At 44.4% G+C, this 24,279-nt stretch carries 18 protein-coding genes; 10 read left to right on the top strand and 8 right to left on the bottom strand.

Annotated features, from left to right (window positions below):
• Window positions 1–181: 181 nt before the first annotated feature.
• From L4D09_RS22535 to L4D09_RS22495, 9 genes are all read left to right on the top strand, one after another.
• Window positions 182–1,285: a flagellin N-terminal helical domain-containing protein gene (locus tag L4D09_RS22535; protein WP_428459778.1), complete on the top strand. Its 1,104-nt coding sequence runs from the start codon at window positions 182–184 to the stop codon at window positions 1,283–1,285.
• Between the two features lie 406 nt (window positions 1,286–1,691).
• Window positions 1,692–3,041 carry a flagellar filament capping protein FliD gene (gene fliD / locus L4D09_RS22530; RefSeq protein ID WP_428459779.1) on the top strand — a complete coding sequence of 450 codons (1,350 nt, stop codon included), beginning with the start codon at window positions 1,692–1,694 and terminating at the stop codon, window positions 3,039–3,041.
• Window positions 3,042–3,053: 12 nt separating this feature from the next.
• Complete coding sequence (gene fliS, locus L4D09_RS22525) at window positions 3,054–3,449, top strand: flagellar export chaperone FliS (protein WP_428459777.1); 396 nt, start codon at window positions 3,054–3,056, stop codon at window positions 3,447–3,449.
• Window positions 3,439–3,753 (top strand): hypothetical protein, encoded by a 315-nt coding sequence (locus tag L4D09_RS22520; protein ID WP_428459776.1) that lies wholly within the window; start codon window positions 3,439–3,441, stop codon window positions 3,751–3,753. The genes fliS and L4D09_RS22520 overlap by 11 nt, the downstream gene beginning before the upstream one ends.
• Entirely contained in the window at window positions 3,750–4,835 is a 1,086-nt protein-coding gene (locus L4D09_RS22515) for a flagellar hook-length control protein FliK (RefSeq protein ID WP_428459775.1), read from the top strand. The genes L4D09_RS22520 and L4D09_RS22515 overlap by 4 nt, the downstream gene beginning before the upstream one ends.
• A gap of 11 nt (window positions 4,836–4,846) precedes the next feature.
• Window positions 4,847–5,314 carry a flagellar basal body-associated FliL family protein gene (locus L4D09_RS22510; protein ID WP_428459774.1) on the top strand — a complete coding sequence of 156 codons (468 nt, stop codon included), beginning with the start codon at window positions 4,847–4,849 and terminating at the stop codon, window positions 5,312–5,314.
• Window positions 5,315–5,324: 10 nt separating this feature from the next.
• A complete protein-coding gene (locus L4D09_RS22505) occupies window positions 5,325–6,062 on the top strand; it encodes a FliA/WhiG family RNA polymerase sigma factor (RefSeq protein WP_428459773.1) in 738 nt (245 codons plus the stop codon).
• 11 nt (window positions 6,063–6,073) lie between these two features.
• The gene (gene motA / locus L4D09_RS22500) at window positions 6,074–6,931 is read left to right on the top strand and encodes a flagellar motor stator protein MotA (RefSeq protein WP_428459772.1); all 858 of its coding nucleotides are present in this window, start codon (window positions 6,074–6,076) and stop codon (window positions 6,929–6,931) included.
• Window positions 6,928–7,896 carry a flagellar motor protein MotB gene (locus L4D09_RS22495; RefSeq protein WP_428459771.1) on the top strand — a complete coding sequence of 323 codons (969 nt, stop codon included), beginning with the start codon at window positions 6,928–6,930 and terminating at the stop codon, window positions 7,894–7,896. Before motA ends, L4D09_RS22495 begins: the two co-directional genes overlap by 4 nt.
• Before the next feature lie 81 nt (window positions 7,897–7,977).
• On the opposite strand, the gene L4D09_RS22490 is transcribed toward L4D09_RS22495, so the two are convergent.
• Window positions 7,978–9,510: a hypothetical protein gene (locus L4D09_RS22490; protein WP_428459770.1), complete on the bottom strand. Its 1,533-nt coding sequence runs from the start codon at window positions 9,508–9,510 to the stop codon at window positions 7,978–7,980.
• Window positions 9,511–9,629: 119 nt separating this feature from the next.
• Complete coding sequence (locus L4D09_RS22485) at window positions 9,630–10,169, bottom strand: CBS domain-containing protein (RefSeq protein ID WP_428459769.1); 540 nt, start codon at window positions 10,167–10,169, stop codon at window positions 9,630–9,632.
• 591 nt (window positions 10,170–10,760) lie between these two features.
• On the opposite strand from L4D09_RS22485, the gene L4D09_RS22480 reads away from it, so the two are divergent.
• Window positions 10,761–11,666, top strand: coding sequence for a LysR substrate-binding domain-containing protein (locus L4D09_RS22480; RefSeq protein WP_428459768.1), 906 nt, complete (start codon window positions 10,761–10,763; stop codon window positions 11,664–11,666).
• Between the two features lie 207 nt (window positions 11,667–11,873).
• Here the strand turns inward: L4D09_RS22480 and pflA are convergent, their stop codons facing one another.
• The 6 genes from pflA to L4D09_RS22450 form a co-directional block, all read right to left on the bottom strand.
• Entirely contained in the window at window positions 11,874–12,617 is a 744-nt protein-coding gene (gene pflA, locus L4D09_RS22475) for a pyruvate formate lyase 1-activating protein (RefSeq protein WP_428459767.1), read from the bottom strand.
• A gap of 111 nt (window positions 12,618–12,728) precedes the next feature.
• Window positions 12,729–13,955, bottom strand: a complete 1,227-nt coding sequence (locus tag L4D09_RS22470; protein WP_428459766.1) for an EAL domain-containing response regulator — start codon at window positions 13,953–13,955, stop codon at window positions 12,729–12,731.
• Window positions 13,952–17,929, bottom strand: a complete 3,978-nt coding sequence (locus L4D09_RS22465) for a transporter substrate-binding domain-containing protein (protein ID WP_428459765.1) — start codon at window positions 17,927–17,929, stop codon at window positions 13,952–13,954. The genes L4D09_RS22470 and L4D09_RS22465 overlap by 4 nt, the downstream gene beginning before the upstream one ends.
• A complete protein-coding gene (locus L4D09_RS22460; RefSeq protein ID WP_428459764.1) occupies window positions 17,926–19,539 on the bottom strand; it encodes a response regulator in 1,614 nt (537 codons plus the stop codon). Before L4D09_RS22460 ends, L4D09_RS22465 begins: the two co-directional genes overlap by 4 nt.
• Before the next feature lie 418 nt (window positions 19,540–19,957).
• The gene (gene pflB / locus L4D09_RS22455; RefSeq protein WP_428459763.1) at window positions 19,958–22,234 is read right to left on the bottom strand and encodes a formate C-acetyltransferase; all 2,277 of its coding nucleotides are present in this window, start codon (window positions 22,232–22,234) and stop codon (window positions 19,958–19,960) included.
• Between the two features lie 195 nt (window positions 22,235–22,429).
• On the bottom strand, window positions 22,430–23,944 hold the full coding sequence (locus L4D09_RS22450; RefSeq protein ID WP_428459762.1) for a DUF3360 family protein: 1,515 nt from the start codon (window positions 23,942–23,944) through the stop codon (window positions 22,430–22,432).
• Between the last annotated feature and the right edge of the window lie 335 nt (window positions 23,945–24,279).

The raw sequence follows: 24,279 nt of genomic DNA, 5'->3' as shown, positions 1-24,279 counted from the left end.
ATTGTAAAGGGCACTATTAGAGTGCCTTTTTTATTTGGAGTGTTTTTTTTGTTTTTATTTAATAAAAACAAATTATTGTCGTTGGCAAAAAAAAGCAATAGTTTTATTTAAGTGTCATTTTTATTTGTCGTTTTATTGTTGTGTACATTCAAATACAGAATTTTCAATAGAGGGCAATAACATGCTATCGATGCACACTAACTACACGTCTTTATTAACACAAAATAACCTAAACAAAACGTCTGGTGCAATGGACCAAGCGATGCAGCGCATCTCTACTGGTTTCCGTATCAACAATGCTTCAGACGATGCCGCTGGCCTACAAATCGCCACTCGACTACAGTCTCAAGTAAATGGCCTAGGTGTTGCTTCTCGTAACTCACAAGATGCTATCTCGATGCTACAAACAGCTGAAGGTGCATTCGACGAGATGACTAACATCGGTCACCGCATGAAAGACCTAGCAACGCAGGCAGCTAACGGCACTAACTCTGAAAATGAGCATGATGCAATGCAGGCGGAGTGGAGTCAGCTAGTTAATGAACTAGAGAGCGTTATTGAGAATACTCAGTACGGCTCTGGTAACAACCTTTTTGCTGCTGGTGGCTTGCTAGATAAAGACATCACTTTCCAAATTGGTGCAACGACTGATGAGACACTAACAATTAATATTGCTAGCTCTCTTGAAGATGTACGTACGACAATTGGTGATCTGAAAGGACTGGATCTTGGTGCTCCAGCAACGGGTGACCTAGATGGTTACACGAATGCGGACGATGCTCACGCTGATGGCTGGGAAGCAACTTTTGAGCAAGCTACAGCGAGTGGCTTCCAAGGTGATGCTAATGATTGGGATGATTTAATAACTGCAGGTGGTGCACCGTTTGAAGCTGCAAACAAAGCGGCGTTTGACGTAGCTCTAGCTGAAGTGCAAGAACCATCTGGTGCAGCTCAAGCAATGGATGCTGTTGACCGTCTTCTTAATGGTGGCACCATCACGATGGATGACCCTGCTAACCCAGGTACAGATATTGACGTTGACGTTATCGGTATGGGTGCAATCCGTTCTGAACTGGGTGCGAACATCAACCGCTTAGATCACACCATTGCTAACCTGGGCAACATGCAAGAAAACACAGAAATGGCAAAAGGTCGTATCATGGATACTGACTACGCAGTTGAATCTTCAAACATGATGAAGAACCAAATGCTAACGCAAATGAGTATGTCGATGCTGTCTCAAGCAAATGGCATGTCTGGCATGGTAATGAGCCTAGTAGGCTAATTACCCCCAGATTAAATAGCATAATCAAACCACTCCAAGTGATTATGTTAAACCGCAGCTTAGGCTGCGGTTTTTTTATGTTCTAAATTTATGCCATGACTACTTTCTTGAAATATTTAAGGCGTGATATTTAGGCGTGATATTAAGAAAACCTCATTAAGGGTCGCTTAAATAAAGTATGAATGGTTATTTAAAAATAGGCGGAATGATAATTTAYTATTATTTCCGCTAGGCGGAAGTAATACTTCCGATTAATTTAAGTAATAACAAAAAAGCACCTCTAGTTTGCTGTAAATATCAGCAACCTAATAGTTATATCGACAAGTTTTAGCAAAATAATGCTTATTTAAAAGTTGGAATGCTTTTTGCTATTTAAATGATTGATTTGAGGAGAAATACCGTGTCGATGATGGATCCAGCTTCAATGGCAATGCAAATGGTGATGATTCAACGCCAGCCATTTGATATTCAATATGCCAACCAACAAAAAAATTATCAAGCACAGCTTGATGCTTGGAAAGACCTTGATTCGGCATTCAGCAGCTTCTCTTCTGCGCTTGAGAATTTGAACGGCACTGATAGTAGTTTTGTTAAAAACAGCGCTACACCAAGTGAAGAGGGCTTTCTTAATGCGTCTGCAAGTAGCGCTGCTCGTGCAGGCAGTTATGACTTGTTTGTTAAGCAACTAGCACAAGCGCAGCAAGAAGCCTTTACCTTAAAAGGCGAAGACTTACCCACTGAGGGGGTGATCACCATTGAGGTCGAAGGTGGCGAGCCGATTGAAATCGACTTCGCGACATTTAATGCCGATGGCGATAAAACCGTGAATGACTTAGCTGACTATATCGATGATTTTGATGAAGGTGTGTCAGCTTCTGTGGTGCGTTCTGGTGATGAAGTGAGCTTAATTCTGAGTAGCACTGAAACGGGTGAAGAAAACGCATTTAGTGTTTCTGTTCAGGGAGATTTAAGCGATTACTTCAAACCGCCTCAGGAATTAACTCGAGCTCAAGATGCGATTGTGATGCTGGGTGGTGAAGGCGGCCTTGAAATTCGCAATAGCACTAACACCATCGATGACGCGATTGATGGCGTAACGCTTGAATTAACGAAGGCTCATAGTGATGGTGAGCAACCACTAACTTTGGTGGTGGGGAGTGATGAATCAGCATCGAAAGAAGCAGTAACCGAATTTGTCGATGCCTATAACGACTTAGTGAATACCATCCTCAAACATACCATGTCTGACTATAAGTTAGAAAATGATGATGATGACGATGATGACGAAGATAGCATCAAAATTACCAAGGCCGGTGCGCTAGCCAGTGACTCAACCGCTCGCGGTTTGAAGAGCATGCTAAATAACATCACCCGAGGAGAATTCGACGAGGGCACGCTTTATAGCATCGGCATTGAAGCGAACCGAGACGGTACATTAAAAATTGATAATGACCGTTTTGAAAAAGCACTGAGCGAAAATCCTGAAAAAATAGATGCCATTTTCCTTGGTGACAAGGGTGTGCTGACTGCCTTGGATAAGGCTATTGACCCTTATACCGGTTCATCGAATTCAGGCAGTAATTTATTGAAAGGCCGCCAAGATACCCTGCAAGGCAATATCGATCGGGTTGATGATAAGAAAGAGTTACTCGATACCCGTATGGAAAAAACCTATAACCGCTACTTGCGTCAATACACCGCAATGCAGCAGACCATGATGCAAATGGAATCGACCGGTTCCATGTTTATGTTTTAGAGGAGCAGATCAATGTTAATGGATGAGTCAGGCTTTGAAGCGTACCAACAAGTTGATGTCGAAGCACAGGCTGCTGCTGCGAGTCCTTATCAATTGGTGCTTATGTTAGTCGATGGTTTTATGGATTCGTTAACCCGTGCTGAAGGCCACATGGCAGCGGAACGTCTGAAAGAAAAAGGCGAAGCGATAGGTAAGTGCATTGACATTATTGGTGGCCTAAACAGTGCCCTTGATATGCGCCAAGGTGGCGAGCTAGCCCAACAAATGAATCAGCTGTATGACTTTTGCAGCATGCGTTTGTTTGAAGCCAGCCTTCACAATGATGCAACTAAACTGGCTGAGGTGCGTAATGTTATGGGGAATATTCAAGAAGGTTGGCAGAACTTTGGAGCGACGCATGGAAGCTAGTGCAAATAATATCAGGATGATGTCGGTTCAATTGAATCAAGCCTATAAGCGTCAAGAGTGGCAGCAGGTTCGTCAGTTAGATAAGAAAATTTACCAAATACTGGCGAATTTGCAGCAGCAACCGAAACTAGCTGAATCAGTACGCCGGGAAGTGCTGCAGCTGAAACAAGTGCATTTGGCTGCGATGTCTGCGTGTGAAATCGAAAAAGAGCGCCTTGGGCAAATGCTGGCACAGTTTCAGAACCAGAAAGAAGGGGTGTCTGAATATCAACAAGTTGATCTTGCCGGAGGTTTCCTTCGATGACTTCAATGGCGATATCGGCATCGGCTGGTGCATCATCGAGTTCAACCGTGAGTCCAGTATCCAACCCAGAGCTTAGCGGTGATAATTTTGCAGCGCTTCTTAGCTTGGCACCTGCTAATCATCTTGATGTCAGCCAGCCTGAGGCGAGCAATGCTTATTGGTTCGATCTTTACGATCAGCTAAAGGGGCTTGCCGAAGGTGAAGATTGGGTTTTTAGTACGGGTCAGCCTTTTATTGAACAGTTGCCACCGGAAGGTCAATTTCGCCTTATTAATATTACCAATCAACTTGGTGACGATGTGCGTGATCAGCTGTTAGGCATGATGCGTCATGCTGATGGCTTAAGAAGTACATCGGTGCAACTGGGGCAACTTCAGCCTGCAATGCCTCACCATGCAATGGCTAATTCTGCGGTAAATACCCATGCTGAAACCGTCACGTTTCCAGAAGCTGTAGAGCGTGTTATTTCAAATGCGATGACTCCTGTTCGTCAAGAAATGACTAATCCAGTATTAATTCAGCAGCTTAATCAGGCGAATGCATTTACCACACTCTCTTTGCAAGACGCCTCGCCTTTACAAGCTTCTGAAGCGTCATTGTCATCACAAGCGACGAGCAATGCAGCTCGAGCTGAGTGGGCACCCGTGAAAATGGCGGAAAACCAACAGCAATGGGGACAACAATTGGTCTCGGTATTAAAAGACCGAGTGCAAATGCAATTAAACCAAGATGTCCAGCATGCTCGTATACGACTTGACCCTCCGCATTTAGGGGCTTTAGAGCTATCGGTAAAAGTCGAAAATAACAAAGTTCAAATCCATATTGCAGCGGTTGATCCTGCTTTACGTGAAGCCGTCCAGCAAGGCGCTGAACGGTTACGGGCAGATCTCGAAAGCAAGCAATTGGCGGGTGCCACTGTTGATGTGGATGTCAGTGACCAGTCACAACAAGATCACACCCAACCAGGCTCCGCCACTCAGTTAGTGATGCAGCAAGACGATACCGTGAGTGAACCTGATGGGTATGCATCGCAAGACCTTTTTTCAAAGACGGATGAATACCGTCTGACTCGTATGGTGTAAGGAAAAATAACATGGCAAGAATTAATGTAGTAAGCACCAAGCTTATCTTGGCGGCATTGGCAGCTTCTGTGCTTATTGCGACTTCATCAATCGCAACTTACTCATTTATCGCGAATGATAAGTCGTCTGAGTTCAGCATTTTTAATAATAAAGAATCTGAAAATCGAGCGCACTTTATGAACCTTGATAAGTTCGTTATCACCATTGATGGTGAAGAGCGCACACATTATTTAATGCTTGAGCTGGCGCTGAAAACTAACTCGTCGAAAGCCCACGATCAGCTGATTGAATTTAAACCGTTAGCACGCAACGTTCTTCTTAAAATGTTTAGCCAAAGTACTTTTGAAGAACTGCGCCAGATGAATGAAATTGAACGGTTGCAATTAGATGTGCTTGCACAGCTTCGTAAGGTTCTGATGCTAAACGGTTACTCTTATCAGATAGAAGAAGTGTTGTTTACTAAGTTGGTTCTTCAATAAGGCTATGGCAATGACATTAGAGGCAATGCAAACCCCGTTGGAAGATGAATACTCCCAATGGCAGCTTCAACCTTCTCAAAAGAATGAAGATCAAATCTTGAGACAACACCTTGGTATGGTGAAGCGAATCGTTAGGCAATTACACCACCATGCTTCAGGTTGTATTGGCCTTGATGATATGGAGCAAATCGGTTTAGTGGGGTTACTGGAAGCGGTTCGTCGTTATGGTGCGATGGATGATAATTTCCGTTTTTTTGCATCTCGTCGTATCCGTGGTGCGATCCTTGATGAACTTCGCCGACGTGATTGGCGGCCTCGTCAATTGCGTCAGCAAGTGCATGAGCTCAATAAAGTCTCGAAACAATTAACCAAGCAGTTAAAAAGACAGCCGACAGAATATGAATTGGCTGCCACATTAAAAATTAGCCAAGAAGCCTGTAATCGCTTGCTTTATGCCGCTCAAGCTGAAGAGCTTTATAGTTTAGAGCAGCTATTTGAAAACGAGAATTCGAGCTTTGATATCGAATCAAATGACTCTGCGATTCAGCGCTTAATTGATGATGATTTGCTAAAAAATGTGTTATCACAACTGCCAAAGCGAGAGCAGTTGATTTTAGATTTTTATTATCAAAAAGAACTGAGTTTAAAAGAAATTGCGATTGTTATTGGCCTCAGTGAAGCTCGGATTTGCCAGCTGCATAAGCAGGCTCTTAAACAAATGAACATGATGATTAAGAGTCAGCTGTAGGAGAAAAGGTTATGCAAAAAATTATTGGTGTGTTGATCATCATTGTCTGTGTATTTGGTGGTTTTGTCATGGCAGGTGGTTACCTAGGAACCATGTGGCAGCCTGCCGAATTGATGATTATTTTAGGAGCGGGCGCTGGCGCTTTAGCTATTGGTAACCCTAATTATGTTATCGCGGAAATGTGGCATCAAGCACGTGGCGTTATCGTTAAGCGTGACGAGCGGAAGTTATACCGTGAACTGTTGTCATTGATGTACCACCTGTTGGAGCAGGTACGTCAAAACGGGATGCGCGTACTTGATGAGCATATTGAAGAGCCTCATCAAAGTAGTTTATTTCTTAGTTATCCAGAAGTGTTGGAGTACCCGAAGCTCGTTACATTTATTACCGATAACTTCCGCTTGATGGCGATGGGTAAAATAAATGCGCATGAACTTGAAAGCATGCTTGAGCAAGAGCTAGAAGCCATTCAAGAAGACATGATGCACCCTTCACATGCTATGCACAGTACCGCAGAGGCTATGCCTGGATTTGGTATTTTGGCGGCGGTAATGGGTATTGTGATCACCATGACTAATATCGATGGTGATATGGCGCAAATAGGGATCAGTGTCGCGCATGCTTTAGTGGGTACATTCTTAGGTATTTTCTTTTGTTACTGTGTCTTTGACCCACTTAGTGCTGCAATGGCAAACCAAGTAAAGCGTGAGCTATCAGCCTTTGAGTGTGTAAAAGCGATGATGGTGAGCTATACCGCAGGTAAGCCTGCACTGGTTGCGGCAGATTCAGGTCGTAAATTGATTTTGCTTGACGTGAAGCCAACATTTGCAGAGATGGAAGGTTGGGTGACGAAGCAGGTATTTCAATGATGCGATCACAACCTAATCAAATCATCATAAAAAAACGCCGCCGCCGAGGGAAAGAAAAGTCTCACGGTGGTGCTTGGAAAGTCGCCTTTGCCGATTTTACCTTGGCGATGATGGCTTTTTTTATGGTGATGTGGGTGTTACAGGTGACAACGGAAGATGAGAAGCAGCGTATCGTTGGCCGATTAAGCGGTCAGCAGCAATTGTTGCCATATGATGATCTTTTCACGGATAACAGCCCGTACGCTGTTGATCTGGGTGGGAAAGCCCTGCCAGGCTTGCAAAGTAAGCAACCGAGTAACCCTCGAAACTTAGGTAACTCCTTGACGATCAATGTTGTTGACGGTGACGGTAATAACTTTGGTGGCTTAGGTGAAGAGGGTGCCTCATTAGAGCCGGGTCGCTATGAAACACATGAGCAGATGGTGGTTTTAGGCCGCCATTTAAAGCAAACTAGTGAATTTCTATCGGCCAGTAATCACTTAAGCGTTGAAGCTGTACCTCAAGGGTTACGGATCTTGGTGAATGATGACAACGACAAGCCGATGTTTAAATTGGGCGGTGCTGAGTTAACACATTTCTTTGAAGATTTATTGTTGGCGATTGCCCCCACTTTTTCTGTTATCGATAACTCAATTATGATTTCAGGTCATGCTGACGCAAGCTCGTTTAATAGCCGCTCTTCTGGTAATAACTGGGTGTTATCTGGTCAGCGGGCGCAGCGGGCAAGAGAAGTGCTGGAGTATGGTGGAATGCCGAGTACTCGAACGGCGCAAGTTTCAGCCATGTCAGACACCATGCTATTAGATGAATCATCACCATTGAGCCATCTTAATCGACGTATTGAAATCTTAGTATTAACGTCGGATGCAGAAGAGCAACTTCAGCAACTATTTGGTCGTGATGCATCCCATTCATCATTAGAGGCAGCTAAACAAGCAGCGTATGACAATCAACCCATAGGGTGATCATTGTTTATCTGTCTAGTTCTAAAATAGATAGGGGATGATTTACATCATCCCCTATATTTTAAGGTTTAACTGTCGTCATTAAATCATTAAGGTCGAAGAAATAACACCGATCAAGCCAATGCTCGCCAGTACCATTACGGCTTTTTCTGCCATTTTACCGTTATTTTCAGCTGCTTTACCGAACATCGCGAATACAAACGGGTGCACGAGGAAAGTCATTGCAAAGGTAAAAGTGATAAGGCTTGCTGCAGTAGCACCAAACATTCCTTCTTGTACTGCTGCAAACAGACCAAAGTGAGAAAGGCCAGAAGCTGCAGACATAGAAGCATGTTCAAGTGACATACCGGCTACGCTTAGCAACGTGAAGCTACCGAAAACGGCCATGATCTGCCAGCCAAGTGAGAATAACATTAGGCCTTTTACTTCTGTTTTTTCACAACCCTGAGCCGAACGCAGGCTTTTCAGTGAAAGGAAAACAAATGCTGCGCCAATCAAAATCAGCGGTAATGTCCAGCCAACCATTAGCGAGCCGCGTTCAGCACTTGCTGCCAAAATCGTGAATACGAAGATATGCCCCGCAAATGGAATGTTTATCATGATGGGTGCACGAGAAGCGGCCGTGCGGCCAAAGTCACCAGCGGTACATGCACCCGTTAGACCAGAGTGAGATAAGCCACCGGCTAAACCTGGTGCCAAGTTACGTAAATGGTTCGACTTACCGACAAATATTAGCAGCGCAAGACCGCCGAACATCCAGAAAATCTGACCAGAGAAACCGTACACGATAACACTCTGAAGACCTGGGATCCCGAAGGCTTCAATCATGTGAGAGCCACCCACGATGAAGCTACCCGCTAACACGAGTGGAATACCGGCAAATAACAATGCATTCATTGTTGGACCATGCTTCCATTTCGGTAGCATTGCGCCCAAACCTGAAGACAAAATCATGGCAAAGAAGATTTGCGGTAAGCCGATAATTGACGATATTGCATTGGCTAGCCATAGCGATATGTTCAATACAAGAATAATCGCGACAACTTCAAGTAGACCTTTGCGAATATATTGCGCCTTATTTGCGATGACAGCTCTGCGGTCAATTAAAATAAACGCTATCGCTAGGCAGATGTAAGACAGGAGCAGGTAAGAGTCACCGAGAATAGAGTTAACAGCTCGGCCTGAAATCAAAACGTCGGCAGTTTGAATACCAATTAGTAATAGAAAAGCGCGCACAATAAATGTTAATTGTGTAGAGCTTGTTCCCAATACAACTTCTCGAATTGAAGGGGTAAAAAATTCACCGCTTTCTTCAATATCTTGCTTGGATAGCAAACGCTTAATTTCTTGGCCGCCAACAAAGAATGAGGCGATCAATGCTATTACTGTCGTCTGGCCGATGAGTGCCACAACGGGGAACTCAGCAAGCCCAGGCGTTGCCATACCACTCTTTACAAGTAGTGAGCCTAGGGCTAGACCAAAAACGACGATTACTAATAGTGATGAATATTTTGTACCTGCAACGATAGTGCGGGCAACCAATACCATTATTATTAAAGCAGCCATCGCTATAACGAAATGATTAAAAGCATAAAGGTGGGAAACTTGTTCCATTTTAACTCCAAAAAACGTGTTACGACCTACTCACCGCTGCATTCGCCAGTACATTTGAATGTACATGCAGTTTCTAAGTTCCGTTTAGAGTGCGCAATGAGTGAATGATTTGTATTTGATTAGGTGACAACGGCTGGGGCAATATCTTCAGCCACAGGCGCTTTAGCATCGTTAAATAGTGTGCGAAGGGCTTTTAATACCTCTTGGCGGGATACTACTCCGACATATTTACCATCTTGAATGACAGGTAATATTTGTGGTTTGTTAACTCTCATAGACTTCGCACGCTCTTCAAGTGACAACGTATTTAGCTGCGTTGCGTAGCCCATTGCACTTGTTGGATAAAGCTGCTCTTTGTCTAAAGCTAAGAAATCGATAACGTCTGTAAGGCGATCATTGATATCCAATGAAACAAGATCTGTTTTCATCAGGTCTTTTACTCGAACATCATGGTCTGGCAGGTAGTCTTGGCACCACATTTCTACCATTATATCGTGAGTTGATAAGAAGCCGATTAGACCGCCGTTAGTGTCGCAGACTGGCGCACCGTTAATGTGATTATTAGACAACACGTCGATAGCGGATGGCAAAGTTGCTTCAGCACTCAACGTCGGGCTTTTTGTGTTAACAATATCCTTAACTGTAAGTAACGCACTCATAATAATCTCCTGGGTTAAACCAACAATGTGGTAATTATTCATTCAAATTCATTGGTAAAGCGGGCTCTGTTGAGCTGTTGATGAGAATATTACTCAGCACGGTTGTATTAGTAAAATTGATTTTACTTAGTCTATGATTCAATTTCTCTTATATATTGTGTGGAAATATTTCAGGAAAGCGCTTTTGCAGAGTTTCATCAAAGATAGTGATAGTGGCTATTGGCTGGGGTATTTCGTGAATTTAGTTGATAAAGTAGTAAGTTAACTACGTAATACCTATGCATACATTGGGGTAGACGTTCATCACAAAGCTTGATAGGAGCGGAACTGGTGAAAAGTTAAAATCGTCAGTACATAGCTAATAGTGAGCCTGATGAAATATAACTTTATCAATGGGTTGTGTGATATAGCCTTCTAGAAACAACGGAAAAAGCAAGGCTAATGCTAAGCCAATGCGAATATGGTTACGTTACCCAGCATATAAAACTTGGTATAATCAACAAAGCTAATATCAAAGTCAGGCTTACCGACTGGTGAACTGAAGTATAACTATCGGCGTTGATCCCACCTCGTGTAAATGTAGGAGTAAAAGTGCGTTATTCGTTGAAACAGTTAGCAGTATTTAATTCGGTAGCTGAGCTAGGGAGTGTCAGCCAAGCTGCTGAAAAGTTAGGGGTTACTCAGTCCGCAGCGAGCATGTCTTTAAGCCAATTAGAAAAATTGTTGGGAAAAGATCTTTTCGTTCGCCAAGGTAAAGATATGCGTCTTAGCCATTGGGGAAATTGGCTGAGACCAAGAGCCAAACGTTTATTGCAAGATGCTGAGCAGATTGAAATCGGCTTCCAAGATCAGCACCTTTTCAGCGGTAGTATCACTATTGGCGCGAGTCAAACACCTGCGGAACATTTGATACCAGACCTTATCAGTAAAATTGATACTGACTTCCCAGAAGTTAGAACTGGACTCGAAGTAAGAAGTAGCCAAGCTATTATTGAAGGTGTACTTAGCTATAAATATGATCTCGGTATTATTGAAGGTCGCTGTGATGATAACCGTACTCATCAGGAAGAGTGGTGCCGAGACCATTTAGTGGTCGTGTGCTCTGCTCGTCATCCGTATGCAAAACATCACCGAGTAAGCCTTTCGCAATTAGAGCAAGCCCAGTGGGTACTGCGTGAGGGTGGTGCAGGTACTCGTGCTATTTTTGAAAGTGCGATGGTTCCGTTGATCCCTGATTTAGATGTCTGGCGTGAATACTCGCACGTGCCGGTGATCCTCAAAATGGTTGCTAATAGTCAATACCTAACCTGTCTGCCTTATTTGGATGTAGCACCGCACATTGAACGCGGCGAGTTAACGGTACTGAATGTACCTGAACTTATCATGGACCGTTCAATTTCGTTTATTTGGCGCAAGGAGATGGACGATCATCCGCTGCTTGAGTGTATTAAGCGCGAAGGACACAGAATGATGAAAACCCATAAAGCTCTAAAATAATAAATATGAAATAGCTGTGAGTCTTTATTGTTAGAGGTGGTGTTAGCGGTCTAGCTCAGTATCAATATTTTTGATTAGAAGATTTTCTTAGCGATGTCTACCCATTGATACACATGCTGCTCAACAGATTAAAAAAAGATCGTGGTTACAGATGAGAAAAAAGGAGAGCAATAGCTCTCCTTTTTTGTTGCATCAGAAAAAATGATACTAATACATTACGTTAGCTTTGGTGTAGCTGCTAATAATCGACTTAATGTTTTCCATGGTTTCTTTAGACGGTGGACTTACGCCTGTTAATGGGTAGTTATAGCCCATTGCTTCCCATTTGTGTTCACCAAGCTGGTGATAGGGCAGCAGCTCAACTTTCTCGATGTTATCCATGTCTTTAATAAAGTCACCCAAAAGGTGGGCTGACTTTTCGTCGTCGGTATAGCCCGGAACAATCACGTAGCGGATCCACGTTTTTTGCCCACGCTGTTGTAGGTAGCGGGCAAAATCAATTACGCGCTTATTCGGTACGCCAACAAGGTTTTGGTGGATAGTGTCATCAAGCTGCTTCAAATCAAGCATGACAAGATCAGTTGCATCAAGTACTTCATCAATGACATCAGTGTGTTTGCGAACATAGCCATTGGTATCGAGACAGGTGTGGATACCTTGCGCTTGCGCTTTACGGAAAAAGTCTCGCACAAATTCAGGCTGTAGCATGGCTTCACCGCCAGACGCGGTAACCCCACCGCCAGAAGCGTTCATAAAGTGGCGATAAGAGGTGGCTTCTTTAATCAGCTCATCGACGGTGATTTCCTTGCCATCGTCAAGATCCCAAGTATCGCGGTTATGGCAATACTGGCAGCGCATAAGGCAACCTTGCAAAAAGACAATGAAACGAATACCCGGACCATCAACAGTTCCGCAAGATTCAAAAGAATGGATACGACCTTTTACTGACATTACTTAACTTCCCCGCATGAGTGCGTATTTTATTGTTATTTTATTACAAAACCTGTTGCTAAAGTAGTCATAAACTCACTTTAAGTGTAAGGGTAATCGGTCGTGTTGTTTTTATGGGTTGGAGGCTGCTAGTGGGCGTACATCTTGAATACCTTCTACGGGAAAACGATGCAACCATTGTTGGTGCCAGCTCTCTAAATGGTTAATCGGCATTGGCCGAGCGATATAATAGCCTTGAGCCAATTTACAGCCCATTTTGCGTAATGATTGCCATAAGGCAACGTCCTCTATGCCCTCGGCAATGGTGTCTAACTCGAGCCGTTCGGCAAGCAATAGGCTTGCTTCAATGATAGCGTTTGCTGTGCGGCTGGTGGGTAAGGCCTGTACAAAGCTCATGTCGATTTTTAGCGAGGTAAAGGGCAGCAGGTCAAGTTGCTTCAATGATGAATAACCGGTACCAAAATCATCAATTGATAATTTAAACCCATGCATGCCTAAACGAGCAGCGGCTTCAAGGCTCCTCCCGGCATTTTCGAGGGCATCTGATTCGGTGATTTCAAAATAGATGATTTTGGGGAGCATTGGGTAGTGTTCGCTAATGGCAATTACTTTATCGACGAACCCATTTGAAATCAGGGTATGGGGGGTGATATTTACCGCGACTTTTCTTTGTTGCAGCTCGTCGTGATGTTTGAGGATAAAGTGGATGCTATTCAGCGCTAAATCAGCATCTTTGCGCATGGCAGAAAGCTGAGGTAAGAAGCTGGCAGGAGAGAGCACCCCAAACTTGGGGTGGCGCATACGTATGAGTGCCTCACAGCTTACCCATTGGCCTGTTGCAATATCGACAATAGGTTGAAAATAGGGAAGTAGCCAGCCTGCTTCCAAAGCATATTGAATATCCTGCTCTGCTAAATGGACTGAATACTGTGGTTGAGAATGAGGCTGGGCAGTCACAATATATTCTTGTGCTTGGCTGAGGTATTGGTGCAGCAAATAGTTGGTTGCTGGCTTGTTTAGGCTACCAATGAGGTGAAGCTTGTAATTCTGGCACATTTTACTGACGGAGCGGATCACGTCACTGCTGGCCGCACTGGTTATAATAATGCAGCCTGAGAAGCCTTGCTCTGCAAGGTGGCCTAGAAAAGTAATACCATCCATTTCTGGCATGTTGAGATCACAAACAAGTACATCCGGTTTGAATGTTAGCATGGCGTTTAGCGCTTCTCGTCCTGTACTGGCTGTGGCGAATTTACAGTTACGCTCAGATACTTGCCTGAGTTGATTCAGCAAAACTTGCTGCTGAAAGGGGTGATCCTCGACAAGCAATATGTTCATTTAAGCTGCTCCACTTGTTGTTCTAGTTTGTGGATTAGGTGGCGAACAGGTGCGAGTGCCGCCTCGGTAATGGTTTCAGTTGCGGCATGTTGTTCCAGTTGTTGGCATTGATCCGCCATTTGTTCAAACTCCATCATCCGCGCCGCCCCTTTCATTCTGTGGCAGATGAGTTTCGCGCTCTGGTGATTGCGCTGTGTTATTGCGTGTTTTAAGTCAGCACAGTCAGTAATACAGGCCTCGAGATATTGATGCATGAAGTTGATACAGAGCGAACGTTCGCCAAAAATACTTTCTAGCTGCGTTAGGCTGATCGGGCTTTCTTGATTCCCTGTTGTTGATTTGAGGGAGCGATTATTGTCCTTTGTTAGGCATGGCTCCTTAGGTTTATTTTGTTGTTTGAAACTACCTAGATCCCATTCATCGTCATGCGTTAGTTGCTCTGCTGTGGTCTGATGTAAGGGCGTTATCCATTGTGCTAAGGTTTCAGCCAATACTGTGAGAGAGACAGGTTTTGCCAAAAAGGCGTTAAAGCCAGCCTCTTCAATATGATGGCTGGCGGTGTTTGCTGTTAGTGCCACAACGGGTAGTGCCATGTTTTGTTGTCGGATGGCTTTTACTAGGCCATAGCCATCTAACTCGGGCATATGGCAGTCTGTCAGCAATAATGGGTACGTGTATTTACTCAGTGCTTCAAGTGCCTGCTTACCATTGTCAGCGATGTCAGCGTAGTAGCCGATATGGCTGAGTTGTTGAGCGATGATCTGTTGGTTTATCGGATGATCTTCAGCCACAAGTAGTAGCTTGTTTTCTAATATTGCTTGCTCTCTGGTAATAGGGGGGGCATCAAAGCCTGAACCGTCATTATTTAAGGCGTCGAAAGTTGTCACTGGGTTTAGCAGTGCATGGCGAAGGTGTTCGGGCAGCAATGGAGTATGGGATATTAACCAGCCATGATCATCGGGCTCGGGTGATAGCATTGCGACATCAGAAAAGGTCAGGATAGCCACTGAGCGGGGTAGTTTATTTACCCACTCCGTGCTGAGGTTATCAACTGCCCATGATTGCGCGATTAGCAGGGTATTGAGCTGGTACTTGTCAACCATTGCCATTAATTGGTCGTGATCACTTGGCTTGATAGGAACGGTTTCACATTGCCAGAAGTTTAGGTAATGCGGCAGCGTTACGTGATCATGCAAGCTTGTACCAATCAAACCGCAACGGAGGTTAAGAGGGGAAGTCGGTACGCTTTCACATACCTCAGACTTAAAGGTGAAGCTAAAGGTCGTTCCCTCACCGAGTTGGCTGTCCACTTCTATATTACCCCCCATCAAATTGACAATTTGGCGGCATATCGATAAACCAAGTCCAGTACCACAGAAACGGCGTTCAGTGCTGACATCAGCTTGTTCAAAGGGCTGAAATAATTTGCTGGTATCGTCGGGGCTGATCCCAATACCGGTATCTTTGACGGACACTTTTAGGGTTTGTGCATGGATGGTTTGATCAATGATATCAATATATAGGGAAACCTGACCTTGTTCGGTAAATTTAGTCGCGTTATTTAAAAGGTTATTTAAAACCTGCTTTAGCCGTAGTTCGTCGATCAATAGTTGGTTTGCGAGTGCTGGATCGACCCAAAGTGAGAAGCCTAATCCCTTTTGTTTTGCATGCATTATGTGTGGTTGAACCAGCATATTCAGTAACTCTGACACATAGCAGGGGGCGGGTGATAGCTTGAGTTTTCCCGCTTCTATTTTTGAAAAGTCGAGTACATCATTCACTATATTCAATAGATTGTGTGCTGATTGATCCAGGCTTTTGTGTAGCCCCTTAGTCTCTTTATGTCGGTTGGAGAAAGGCTCCATCAGTTCTAATAAGCTTAATATTCCACTAATCGGCGTGCGAATTTCATGGCTCATCATTGCGAGGAAGCGAGACTTAGCTTCGGTCGCACTTTCGGCTTGTTGTCGTGCCCACTCCAAATCAATCTGCTGCTGTTTAGCTTGGCTGATATCAATCAAGATACTGTTCCATTGCCAACCTTGCTCAACAGGGAAGACCTGACTGCGTATTTCTACCCAGCGTTTGGCGCCGCCAGCTGATTGCAGCTGAAGTTCGGTTTGCCAGTACCCGCGTGATACCGCTTCACTTATTGCATTGAATAAATAGACGTTGTCGTTACGTTGCTGAAGCAGTTCGATCAGCCGTTGAGGCTGAGCATAAAATGCACTGCTTGGGATCCCGATAAGATCTTGTATCTTTTCGCTGATAAACAGCAGTTCAATGTCGCTGGGATCGTCACTGCGCTGCAAGTGTTGTAGTAACACACCATCAAAGTTATTGGTGAGGTAAGTGAGCTTATTTTCCGCATTTTTACGTTGGCGGATTTCATTGCTTAGCTTACGGTTCCAGTAGGCGAAGGAGCAGAGAGCCACCGCCACGACCGCTAAAATCACGAGTGTCCAAAGCACGATTTTATTGGCTGACACTCCACTTTTTAAGGTTACGGTATTCCACTTGTTTTTGACATCGGTGAACTTACTTGGGGGAAGTGCCGCCATTGCCTTGTTCATGATATCCCTCAGGATAGGGTTGTTTTTGGCCATGGCGATACCGATAGGGCGCCCCTGTGAGTCTAGCTTTGAGGCTAAAACTCTCAATCTGCCTAGGTAGTTGCTCTGCAAAAGAGTGGAAGCACTTGATAAGGAGATCACCGCTGTATTGATCTCGCCAGCCAGTACCGCTTGCAATAAAGGTTTATTGTCTTGGTAGAGAATGACCGGGTTATCATCATAAAGTTGTTTACTCAGCACCTCACCAAAACGGTTCTTGACGACCCCAATGGTTGTTTGGCGGTCAATATATTCACGTTTGTTCGTCACCGAAGTCACCATGACCCAACGCTCTTCGCTATAGGGTTGGGTGCAATTGAGTGTTTGCAAGCGCTCGGGGGTACAAGTTACAGCGGCTACGGCATCGATCGTCCCCTCGTTGAGCATGTCGGTGATCTTGGTAAAGCTAGTTTCAGGTAACGGTACCAAGCTAGTGTTGAGTTGCCTGGCTAATAAACTTAATACATCTGCCCCCATTCCCGCCATTAACCCCGACTTGTCGGTGAATTGGTAGGGGAAATCGTTGGGGTGATAAGCAATTTTCAGTGTGCTGCGCTGATCAAGCCAACGCGCTTCATCTTCATTGAGATTAAGGTAGTTCTTATGCGATAAATATTGCTGCTGGGATGTTGTTAGCCATGTGTCGTAGATGTTGTTAAGGCGGTGCTGACTAATTTTATCCAAGCCGCTGTTAAGCTTGTCGATGATCTCGCGGTTAGATTTATGGGCTGCAAGGTAAAGCCTTTCATAAGGTACGTCTTCAAGCTGGCTGAGTGGTAGTTGATCAACCGTACTATAGTGGTTTTGCATGACATCTAATGTGATGGCGTTACCAATATAAGCTTTGGTTGTTCCCTGTTGTACGGCCATAAAAGCCTGTTCACTGGTTGGAAATGATACCAGTTGAAGTGGGTTGGCCGAGAGTTGTTGTAGTTGCTCGCGGATGGCGAAGCCTTGCTCTACCGCGATGAGTTTGTCTTTCAGCTGGTTAATGCTTTGAATGTTATCTGTTTGGCTAATCGCAGCCATAGGTATGACAACTAAAGGCTTACTGAAATGCATATATTTCTGGCGTTCATAGGTTGATGATACGCCCACAAGAATATCAATCTCGTTGTTGTTGAATGCGTGAAGTACATCGGCAAAGGTAGGGTAAAGCGTGGTTTTGGTGTTATACCCGCTGGTATGGGTAAGCTCGTGCACGAGAGAAGGCAGTAGCCCTGAGACGCGACCTTTCTGTGAGACGAAAGTAAACGGTGCCCAGTCGAAAGCCGGGTAACCGATACGCAGAGTGGGTTTATCCTCTGATGCTAATACTGCGGCTGGCAGCAGTAATAGTAACAATAACAATGTTCTTATCATGCCGCGATGGCTCCAGCAGCTTTACGGGTCATCACTTCAACGGGGGTTTGCAAGATCGAATTACAGGCCTGAAGTGCGGAGTACCATTTAGGAGGGGTCGATTGAGATTCAAAGACCCAGCGTGCCTGAATGAAACTTTCACGTGTAGTTGGTGTATGTTCAATCTGATCGTTGCAATACACATGAATCAAACTCTGGGCCAGCTCGTCATCAAAGCGATTATTCTCCCAGGCGGCGAAAATAGCTTTTGCGGCTAAGGCAGGGGAGCGCTGATACAGCTCAAGGGCTTGGTAATAATTTTCGTCAGGTGTCAGAATGGATTTGTTTTTTGCTAACCACTGATACTTGATCACTTTATGGCTGTCGCATTTATCTAAGGTGCACAGCAGGGCTATTTGCGAGATACATTTTTGCATCGCAGAGCGCATATTAAGTAATTGGTATAGTCGGTATGAGAGTAGCTGGAAGACGTAACTATTTTTGGTTTCGTTATTCACTGAAATTTGCTGCACTTGCTTGAAAGCCAATAACTTTCTATCTTGTTGGGCGCTCTGCCATGCCTGGAGAATTTGTAAATAAGGGCGTTCAGCGGCCGTCGTCTGATCTTCTCTGCTGATAGAGCACCACAGCCGTTCTATGCTTGAGACACTTTTCTGCGTATTTTGCAGTAGCCCCCAGCTAAGCAGGCAGCGCATATCTCGGCTATCCCAAATCGAACCTTGAAGGAGGCGATTCGCATCCTTGAGTAGCTTTTCTGAGTAGCCCCTCTTAGACAGCAAGGTATTTTCAATCAGTATCAATCCTAATAGGCGCTCAAGATTATAGTGGCTAAGCTGGTGGGCTTTAAGCCATAGCAGGTAGCCTTGCTGTAGATCGTTATTCTTTAGATAAATACGGGCAGATAAATCGAGCACTTTTATATGCTGGGGAAAAGCAGTTTGCACTTCGGCGGTATTTTTGGTGGCTTGTTCTAGGCTATTACACCTTAACAGTAACTCAATAAGAAGCAGTTTCGCAGGCAGGTAGTCATGCTGGGTAATGAAACTTTTCAGCAAGGCAATGGCTGTGGGCAATTGCTGGTGTTTAGCTAAACGCTTGCAAAGCTGGGTAATCGCCAGCTTAAAGCTTTTCTCATTCTGCGCCTGTTGTAATGCCTTGCGAGCCCCAGTAACGCCAGTAAGGTTGAATGCCTGCCAGATAGACTCATTAAGCTGCTGCTGGCTAAGGTTTGCCACTAACCTTTTTTGTAAGTTATTAGGCCTTAACGGTTTTACCAGATAATCGTCCGGCTCAAATTCTGCGAATGCCATGACGATAGGCAGAGAGTCATCGGCTGTGATGATTAACACGAGCGGGTTATGAGTGAGCAAATCTAGATGATGAAGCTGCTCAAGCAATTGCAGCCCCGAGCGGCCATTGCCTAAATTGAAGTCAAGCAACAGAATATCAAACGCCATACTGCGGCAGACTTGAAGGGCGTCGACGGCGTTGCTGACGCTGTATAAATTGGTGTTCTGAAAACCACACTTTTGCAGTACGGCTTTTGTGGTTTGCTGGATGATAGGACTATCGTCTACCACGAGTACTGACTTTTCTTTCAACATGTACATTGAGTCTGCTGGCCTTTCAAAACTCGGTCTTCCCTTGACCTTGAGGTAACCCTGACTTCACTTAAACGTATTGTCTTAGTTCATTCTCTCGGGGAATGTTTCTATCTTGGAGTAAGCGTTATACAGATGTTAGAGGAGTATCACATACATTTCAATATACAGAACGACATTCCGAATAAGGTGTGTGATAACGATAAAAAAGAGACTCAGCGTAGTATCTTATTCTGGTGATATTCTATTGAGGTGGGGAATATTTGGAAATGGAATGTTTTTTATGGTGATGAGTGGAAATACGCGTCATTACTCAGGTGGGATGTGCTGACTGCCAGAGACAAAAAAGCCGCTAACCAAGTTAGCGGCTTTTTCATTTATCCACACGCCATACGATGCATGGCATGTGATATTACTGAATGCTCAATTATAGAGACTCAGTGAAAGTACGTGCGATAACGTCTTTCTGCTGTTCAACGGTTAGAGAGTTGAAACGCACAGCGTAACCCGATACACGGATAGTTAGCTGTGGGTAGTTCTCAGGGTGCTTAACAGCATCTTCTAGCGTTTCACGGTTAAGAACGTTAACGTTCAGGTGCTGACCGCCTTCAATACCAGTTTCATGGTGGAAGTAACCATCCATTAGACCAGCAAGGTTAGCACGTTGAGTGTCTTGCTCTTTACCTAGTGCGTTAGGCACGATAGAGAATGTGTAAGAGATACCATCTTTAGCATCAGCAAACGGTAGTTTACCTACTGAAGTTAGCGATGCTACAGCACCTTTCTCATCACGGCCGTGCATTGGGTTTGCGCCAGGAGCAAACGGAGCACCAGCTTGACGACCATCTGGAGTTGTACCAGTTTTCTTACCGTATACCACGTTAGACGTGATAGTAAGGATAGACTGAGTAGGAACTGCATTACGGTAAGTCTTAAGCTTACGAATTTTCTCCATGAAAGATGAAACAAGTTCAACTGCCATGTCATCAACGCGTGAGTCGTTGTTACCGAATTTAGGGTAATCACCTTCGATTTCGAAGTCGATTGCGATACCGTCTTCGTCACGTACTGGCTTAACTTTAGCATGCTTGATAGCAGACAGTGAGTCAGCCGCAACAGATAGACCTGCGATACCACAAGCCATTGTACGGTGAACGTCACGATCGTGAAGTGCCATCAGCGCAGCTTCGTAGCTGTACTTGTCGTGAGAGTAGTGGATAGCGTTCAGTGCAGTGACGTACTGAGTTGCTAGCCAATCCATTAGGTTGTCTAGGCCAGACCATACTTTGTCGAAGTCTAGAACTTCGTCAGTCATTGCGTCTTGCTTAGGACCAACTTGGATCTTAAGTTTCTCATCCACACCACCGTTGATAACGTAAAGTAGTGTTTTAGCAAGGTTTGCACGAGCGCCGAAGAACTGCATGTGCTTACCGATAACCATTGGCGATACACAACAAGCGATAGCATAGTCATCGTTGTCGAAATCTGGACGCATTAGATCATCGTTTTCGTACTGGATAGAAGAAGTATCGATAGATACTTTCGCACAGAAACGCTTGAAGCCGTCAGGTAGCTGCTCAGACCATAGAACAGTGATGTTCGGCTCTGGAGAAGGACCCATAGTGTATAGCGTGTTTAGGAAACGGAAGTTAGAACGCGTAACTAGTGTACGACCATCAACACCCATACCACCCATTGATTCTGTAGCCCAGATTGGGTCACCAGAGAACAACTCATCGTACTCAGGCGTACGTAGGAAACGAACCATACGAAGCTTCATTACGAAGTGGTCGATCATTTCTTGAGCTTGTACTTCAGTGATTACGCCAGCAGCGATATCACGTTCAATGTACACATCTAGGAACGTAGAAGTACGACCTAGAGACATTGCAGCACCGTTCTGTGATTTAACAGCAGCTAGGTAGCCGAAGTAAGTCCACTGGATAGCTTCTTGTGCAGATGTTGCAGGACCAGAGATATCAAAGCCGTAAGACGCAGCCATCTCTTTAAGTTGACCTAGTGCACGGTGCTGCTCTTGAATCTCTTCACGAAGCTGCATCGTCATTTGTAGATCTTCACCAGACTCTAGTTGCCCTTGAGTTGAGTGGAACTGAGCTACTTTGTCTTTGATTAGGAAATCTACACCGTATAGCGCTACACGACGGTAGTCACCAATGATACGACCACGGCCGTATGCATCTGGAAGACCAGTTAGAACGCCTGACTTACGACATTTAAGGATGTCTGGAGAGTAAACGTCGAAAACGCCTTGGTTGTGCGTTTTACGGTACTCAGAATAGATTTTAGATACTTGTGAATCAAGCGTACGGCCGTATGCTTTACAAGAACCTTCGATCATGCGCACGCCGCCGTTTGGCATGATTGCACGCTTTAGTGGCGCTTCAGTTTGAAGACCAACAATCGTTTCAAGATCTTTGTTGATGTAACCAGCATCATGAGAAGTGATGGTAGAGATAACAGAAGTATCGAAATCAACAGGAGCGTGAGTGCTGTTCTCCTGTTTGATACCTTCCATAACCTGATCCCAAAGCTTGTTAGTCGCTTCAGTACCTTCAGAAACTAGGAAAGACTCATCACCTTCATATGGTGTGTAGTTTTTTTGGATGAAGTCGCGAACGTTTACATCGTTCTGCCATTCGCCAGCAGCGAAACCTTCCCAAGCTTTAGCAAATTGCTCTGCCATGACATACCTACCTTTTTCGTAGAAAAAATACGTACTGCGTTGACTGTTGAGCCAGCCTCACCCGAAGGTGAACAGCACACTTTCATTAACAATAATACGGATAGTCGAATGAGTAACTGTACCAATTTAACTATTCGTATTAGTGCTAAATACACCGTTAATAGAGGGCAGTGCGAACACTGCCCATCAACTTTACTATAGTAATGCTGGAATGCCGTACTGGCCTTCAAACATACCGACTGCCAACATAGCAACAAAACAGATAATTAATGCACCAGCAGGGATAATGATTTTATCAACTACTGAAAGCTTAGCTGCACGCTCTTTGTTACCAATTAGGCCGTTGTTATCGAGTAGCATTGTTAGTGCCCAAGCCAATACTGGGTTAGCCACTAGTGCTGCGAAGATACAAATACCTGCTGCTTGTGAGTCTTTGGTGTCTTTAACCATTTGAACACCCGCTTCAAGCAACGGTAGGAATACACCAACTAGTAGCGCGATACGCATTACTGGTGGCCATACCGCAACATCCATTGGGAAACCAAGGATTGCAACAACAATACACATCACACCAAGCAAGATTGCACCTGCTGGGATAGGACGCTTCGCGATACCTGCTGGGATAATGTATGTACCCCAAGATGATGTAATGTTACCACCACCTACCGCTGTACCTACGATTTGACGTAGAGAACAGGTTGTCATTGTATCATCAACATCCATCAGAACTTTTTCACTGCCACGAGGGTAGTTTAGTTCTTGGAAAATACGGTGGCCAAGGAAATCAGGTGACCACATAGCAACCGCTAGAATGGCAAACGGTAGTGATGCAATGAAGTGCTCTAGGTTTGGAAGACCAAGCATCCAACCTTGCTCTGTGCTACCCCACCAGTAAGCTGGGTTAAGGTTCGGCAAGCCTGTTTCGGTTTCGAATACTAGGTCAAAGCCAGCACCAAGTGCAAGTGCCACAAACAAACCAGCAGCAGCACAAGCAGGGATCGCAAGCCAGCGTTTGTTAATTTTGGCAAGAAAAGCGTACAGGATGATGTTTACAGCCAGTACCGCTAAGCCGATATAACCAAGGCTACCTTGAGCAACATCAGCACTTTGAAGACCAACAGCCCAAGATTGAATATCACCAATCTGACTCATTGCCCCAGTAAAGCCGAGGAAAATAAGTAGACCACCAGCAACCCCTTCACTGGTGAGATTAACCAGTTTGGAGCCACCTTTGAAATAACTTAACAGTAAGCCAAAAACGCCAAGCAAAATAGCAAGAGCAAGAGGGTGCGCGCCAGCCAGAGCAATGGTACCGATTAACGGGATCATTGGGCCGTGGTTACCTGCCAAGTTCGCTCTCGGGTTTAAAAAACCAGAGGCAAGAATACAGAACAGAAGTGCTGGAATAAGCATTTCAATTCGAGCAACTTCAATAGCGAAGCTTTTACCTAGTTCGACATGATCCCATGCTGCAGTAAGGCCATCAGCCCAAGACATTGCAACAGAAGAGTACATCGCGATAATCGCAATAGTACCAGCGAGTGCTGGAACTAAATCTTCGAGCTCAAAACGGAAGTCACGGCCTGGAAGGTTTAGTTTCCAACGACGTGGCTTCATGATTTTTAGCTCATGATCAAGATAGTCTGAACGACTAGCGAAGTCTGATGCAGGGCGATGTAGCTCCTGATAGCTTCTTTCTTGTGATGACATAAGTGCCTCGTTCTACATTCTACGTTTAAAAGATATTATTTTTTTGGTTTTTAATTATCGTTGATTTGAACTGTTCTTTCTCAAATTCAATCTGATATTAAGTGTAATTATTTTTCACCAATTTGGTCGCAGTTTACCGTCTGCCTAGTGAATTTGAATTGATCTCGATCACTTTGGCTAAAAAATTGTAAGAAAATAACCAAAAATATTTGAGCGCAAAGTGTAATTGTTATCAATTGTGAAAGAATTTTTACAATAAAAATAAAAGCAATACAATGCTTATTTTGTGGTTGTTCGTACTTAAGTGATTGTTTGATATTGAAATAAGTAATTGT

Source organism: Photobacterium makurazakiensis (assembly GCF_050336715.1).
GTDB classification, from domain to species: Bacteria; Pseudomonadota; Gammaproteobacteria; order Enterobacterales; family Vibrionaceae; genus Photobacterium; species Photobacterium makurazakiensis.
Note: the sequence above shows the minus strand (reverse complement) of the source record. Positions and strands in the feature narration are given on the sequence as shown.

What these genes read in the sequence shown, in the direction of transcription:
- fliD (WP_428459779.1), top strand. Translation starts at nt 1,692, where the DNA reads ATGATGGATCCAGCTTCAATGGCAATGCAAATGGTGATGATTCAACGC.
- L4D09_RS22465 (WP_428459765.1), bottom strand. Translation starts at nt 17,929, where the DNA reads ATGATAAGAACATTGTTATTGTTACTATTACTGCTGCCAGCCGCAGTA.
- L4D09_RS22490 (WP_428459770.1), bottom strand. Translation starts at nt 9,510, where the DNA reads ATGGAACAAGTTTCCCACCTTTATGCTTTTAATCATTTCGTTATAGCG.
- L4D09_RS22470 (WP_428459766.1), bottom strand. Translation starts at nt 13,955, where the DNA reads ATGAACATATTGCTTGTCGAGGATCACCCCTTTCAGCAGCAAGTTTTG.
- motA (WP_428459772.1), top strand. Translation starts at nt 6,074, where the DNA reads ATGCAAAAAATTATTGGTGTGTTGATCATCATTGTCTGTGTATTTGGT.
- L4D09_RS22510 (WP_428459774.1), top strand. Translation starts at nt 4,847, where the DNA reads ATGGCAAGAATTAATGTAGTAAGCACCAAGCTTATCTTGGCGGCATTG.
- L4D09_RS22495 (WP_428459771.1), top strand. Translation starts at nt 6,928, where the DNA reads ATGATGCGATCACAACCTAATCAAATCATCATAAAAAAACGCCGCCGC.
- L4D09_RS22460 (WP_428459764.1), bottom strand. Translation starts at nt 19,539, where the DNA reads ATGTACATGTTGAAAGAAAAGTCAGTACTCGTGGTAGACGATAGTCCT.
- pflB (WP_428459763.1), bottom strand. Translation starts at nt 22,234, where the DNA reads ATGGCAGAGCAATTTGCTAAAGCTTGGGAAGGTTTCGCTGCTGGCGAA.
- L4D09_RS22505 (WP_428459773.1), top strand. Translation starts at nt 5,325, where the DNA reads ATGACATTAGAGGCAATGCAAACCCCGTTGGAAGATGAATACTCCCAA.
- pflA (WP_428459767.1), bottom strand. Translation starts at nt 12,617, where the DNA reads ATGTCAGTAAAAGGTCGTATCCATTCTTTTGAATCTTGCGGAACTGTT.
- L4D09_RS22535 (WP_428459778.1), top strand. Translation starts at nt 182, where the DNA reads ATGCTATCGATGCACACTAACTACACGTCTTTATTAACACAAAATAAC.
- fliS (WP_428459777.1), top strand. Translation starts at nt 3,054, where the DNA reads ATGTTAATGGATGAGTCAGGCTTTGAAGCGTACCAACAAGTTGATGTC.
- L4D09_RS22520 (WP_428459776.1), top strand. Translation starts at nt 3,439, where the DNA reads ATGGAAGCTAGTGCAAATAATATCAGGATGATGTCGGTTCAATTGAAT.
- L4D09_RS22450 (WP_428459762.1), bottom strand. Translation starts at nt 23,944, where the DNA reads ATGTCATCACAAGAAAGAAGCTATCAGGAGCTACATCGCCCTGCATCA.
- L4D09_RS22485 (WP_428459769.1), bottom strand. Translation starts at nt 10,169, where the DNA reads ATGAGTGCGTTACTTACAGTTAAGGATATTGTTAACACAAAAAGCCCG.
- L4D09_RS22515 (WP_428459775.1), top strand. Translation starts at nt 3,750, where the DNA reads ATGACTTCAATGGCGATATCGGCATCGGCTGGTGCATCATCGAGTTCA.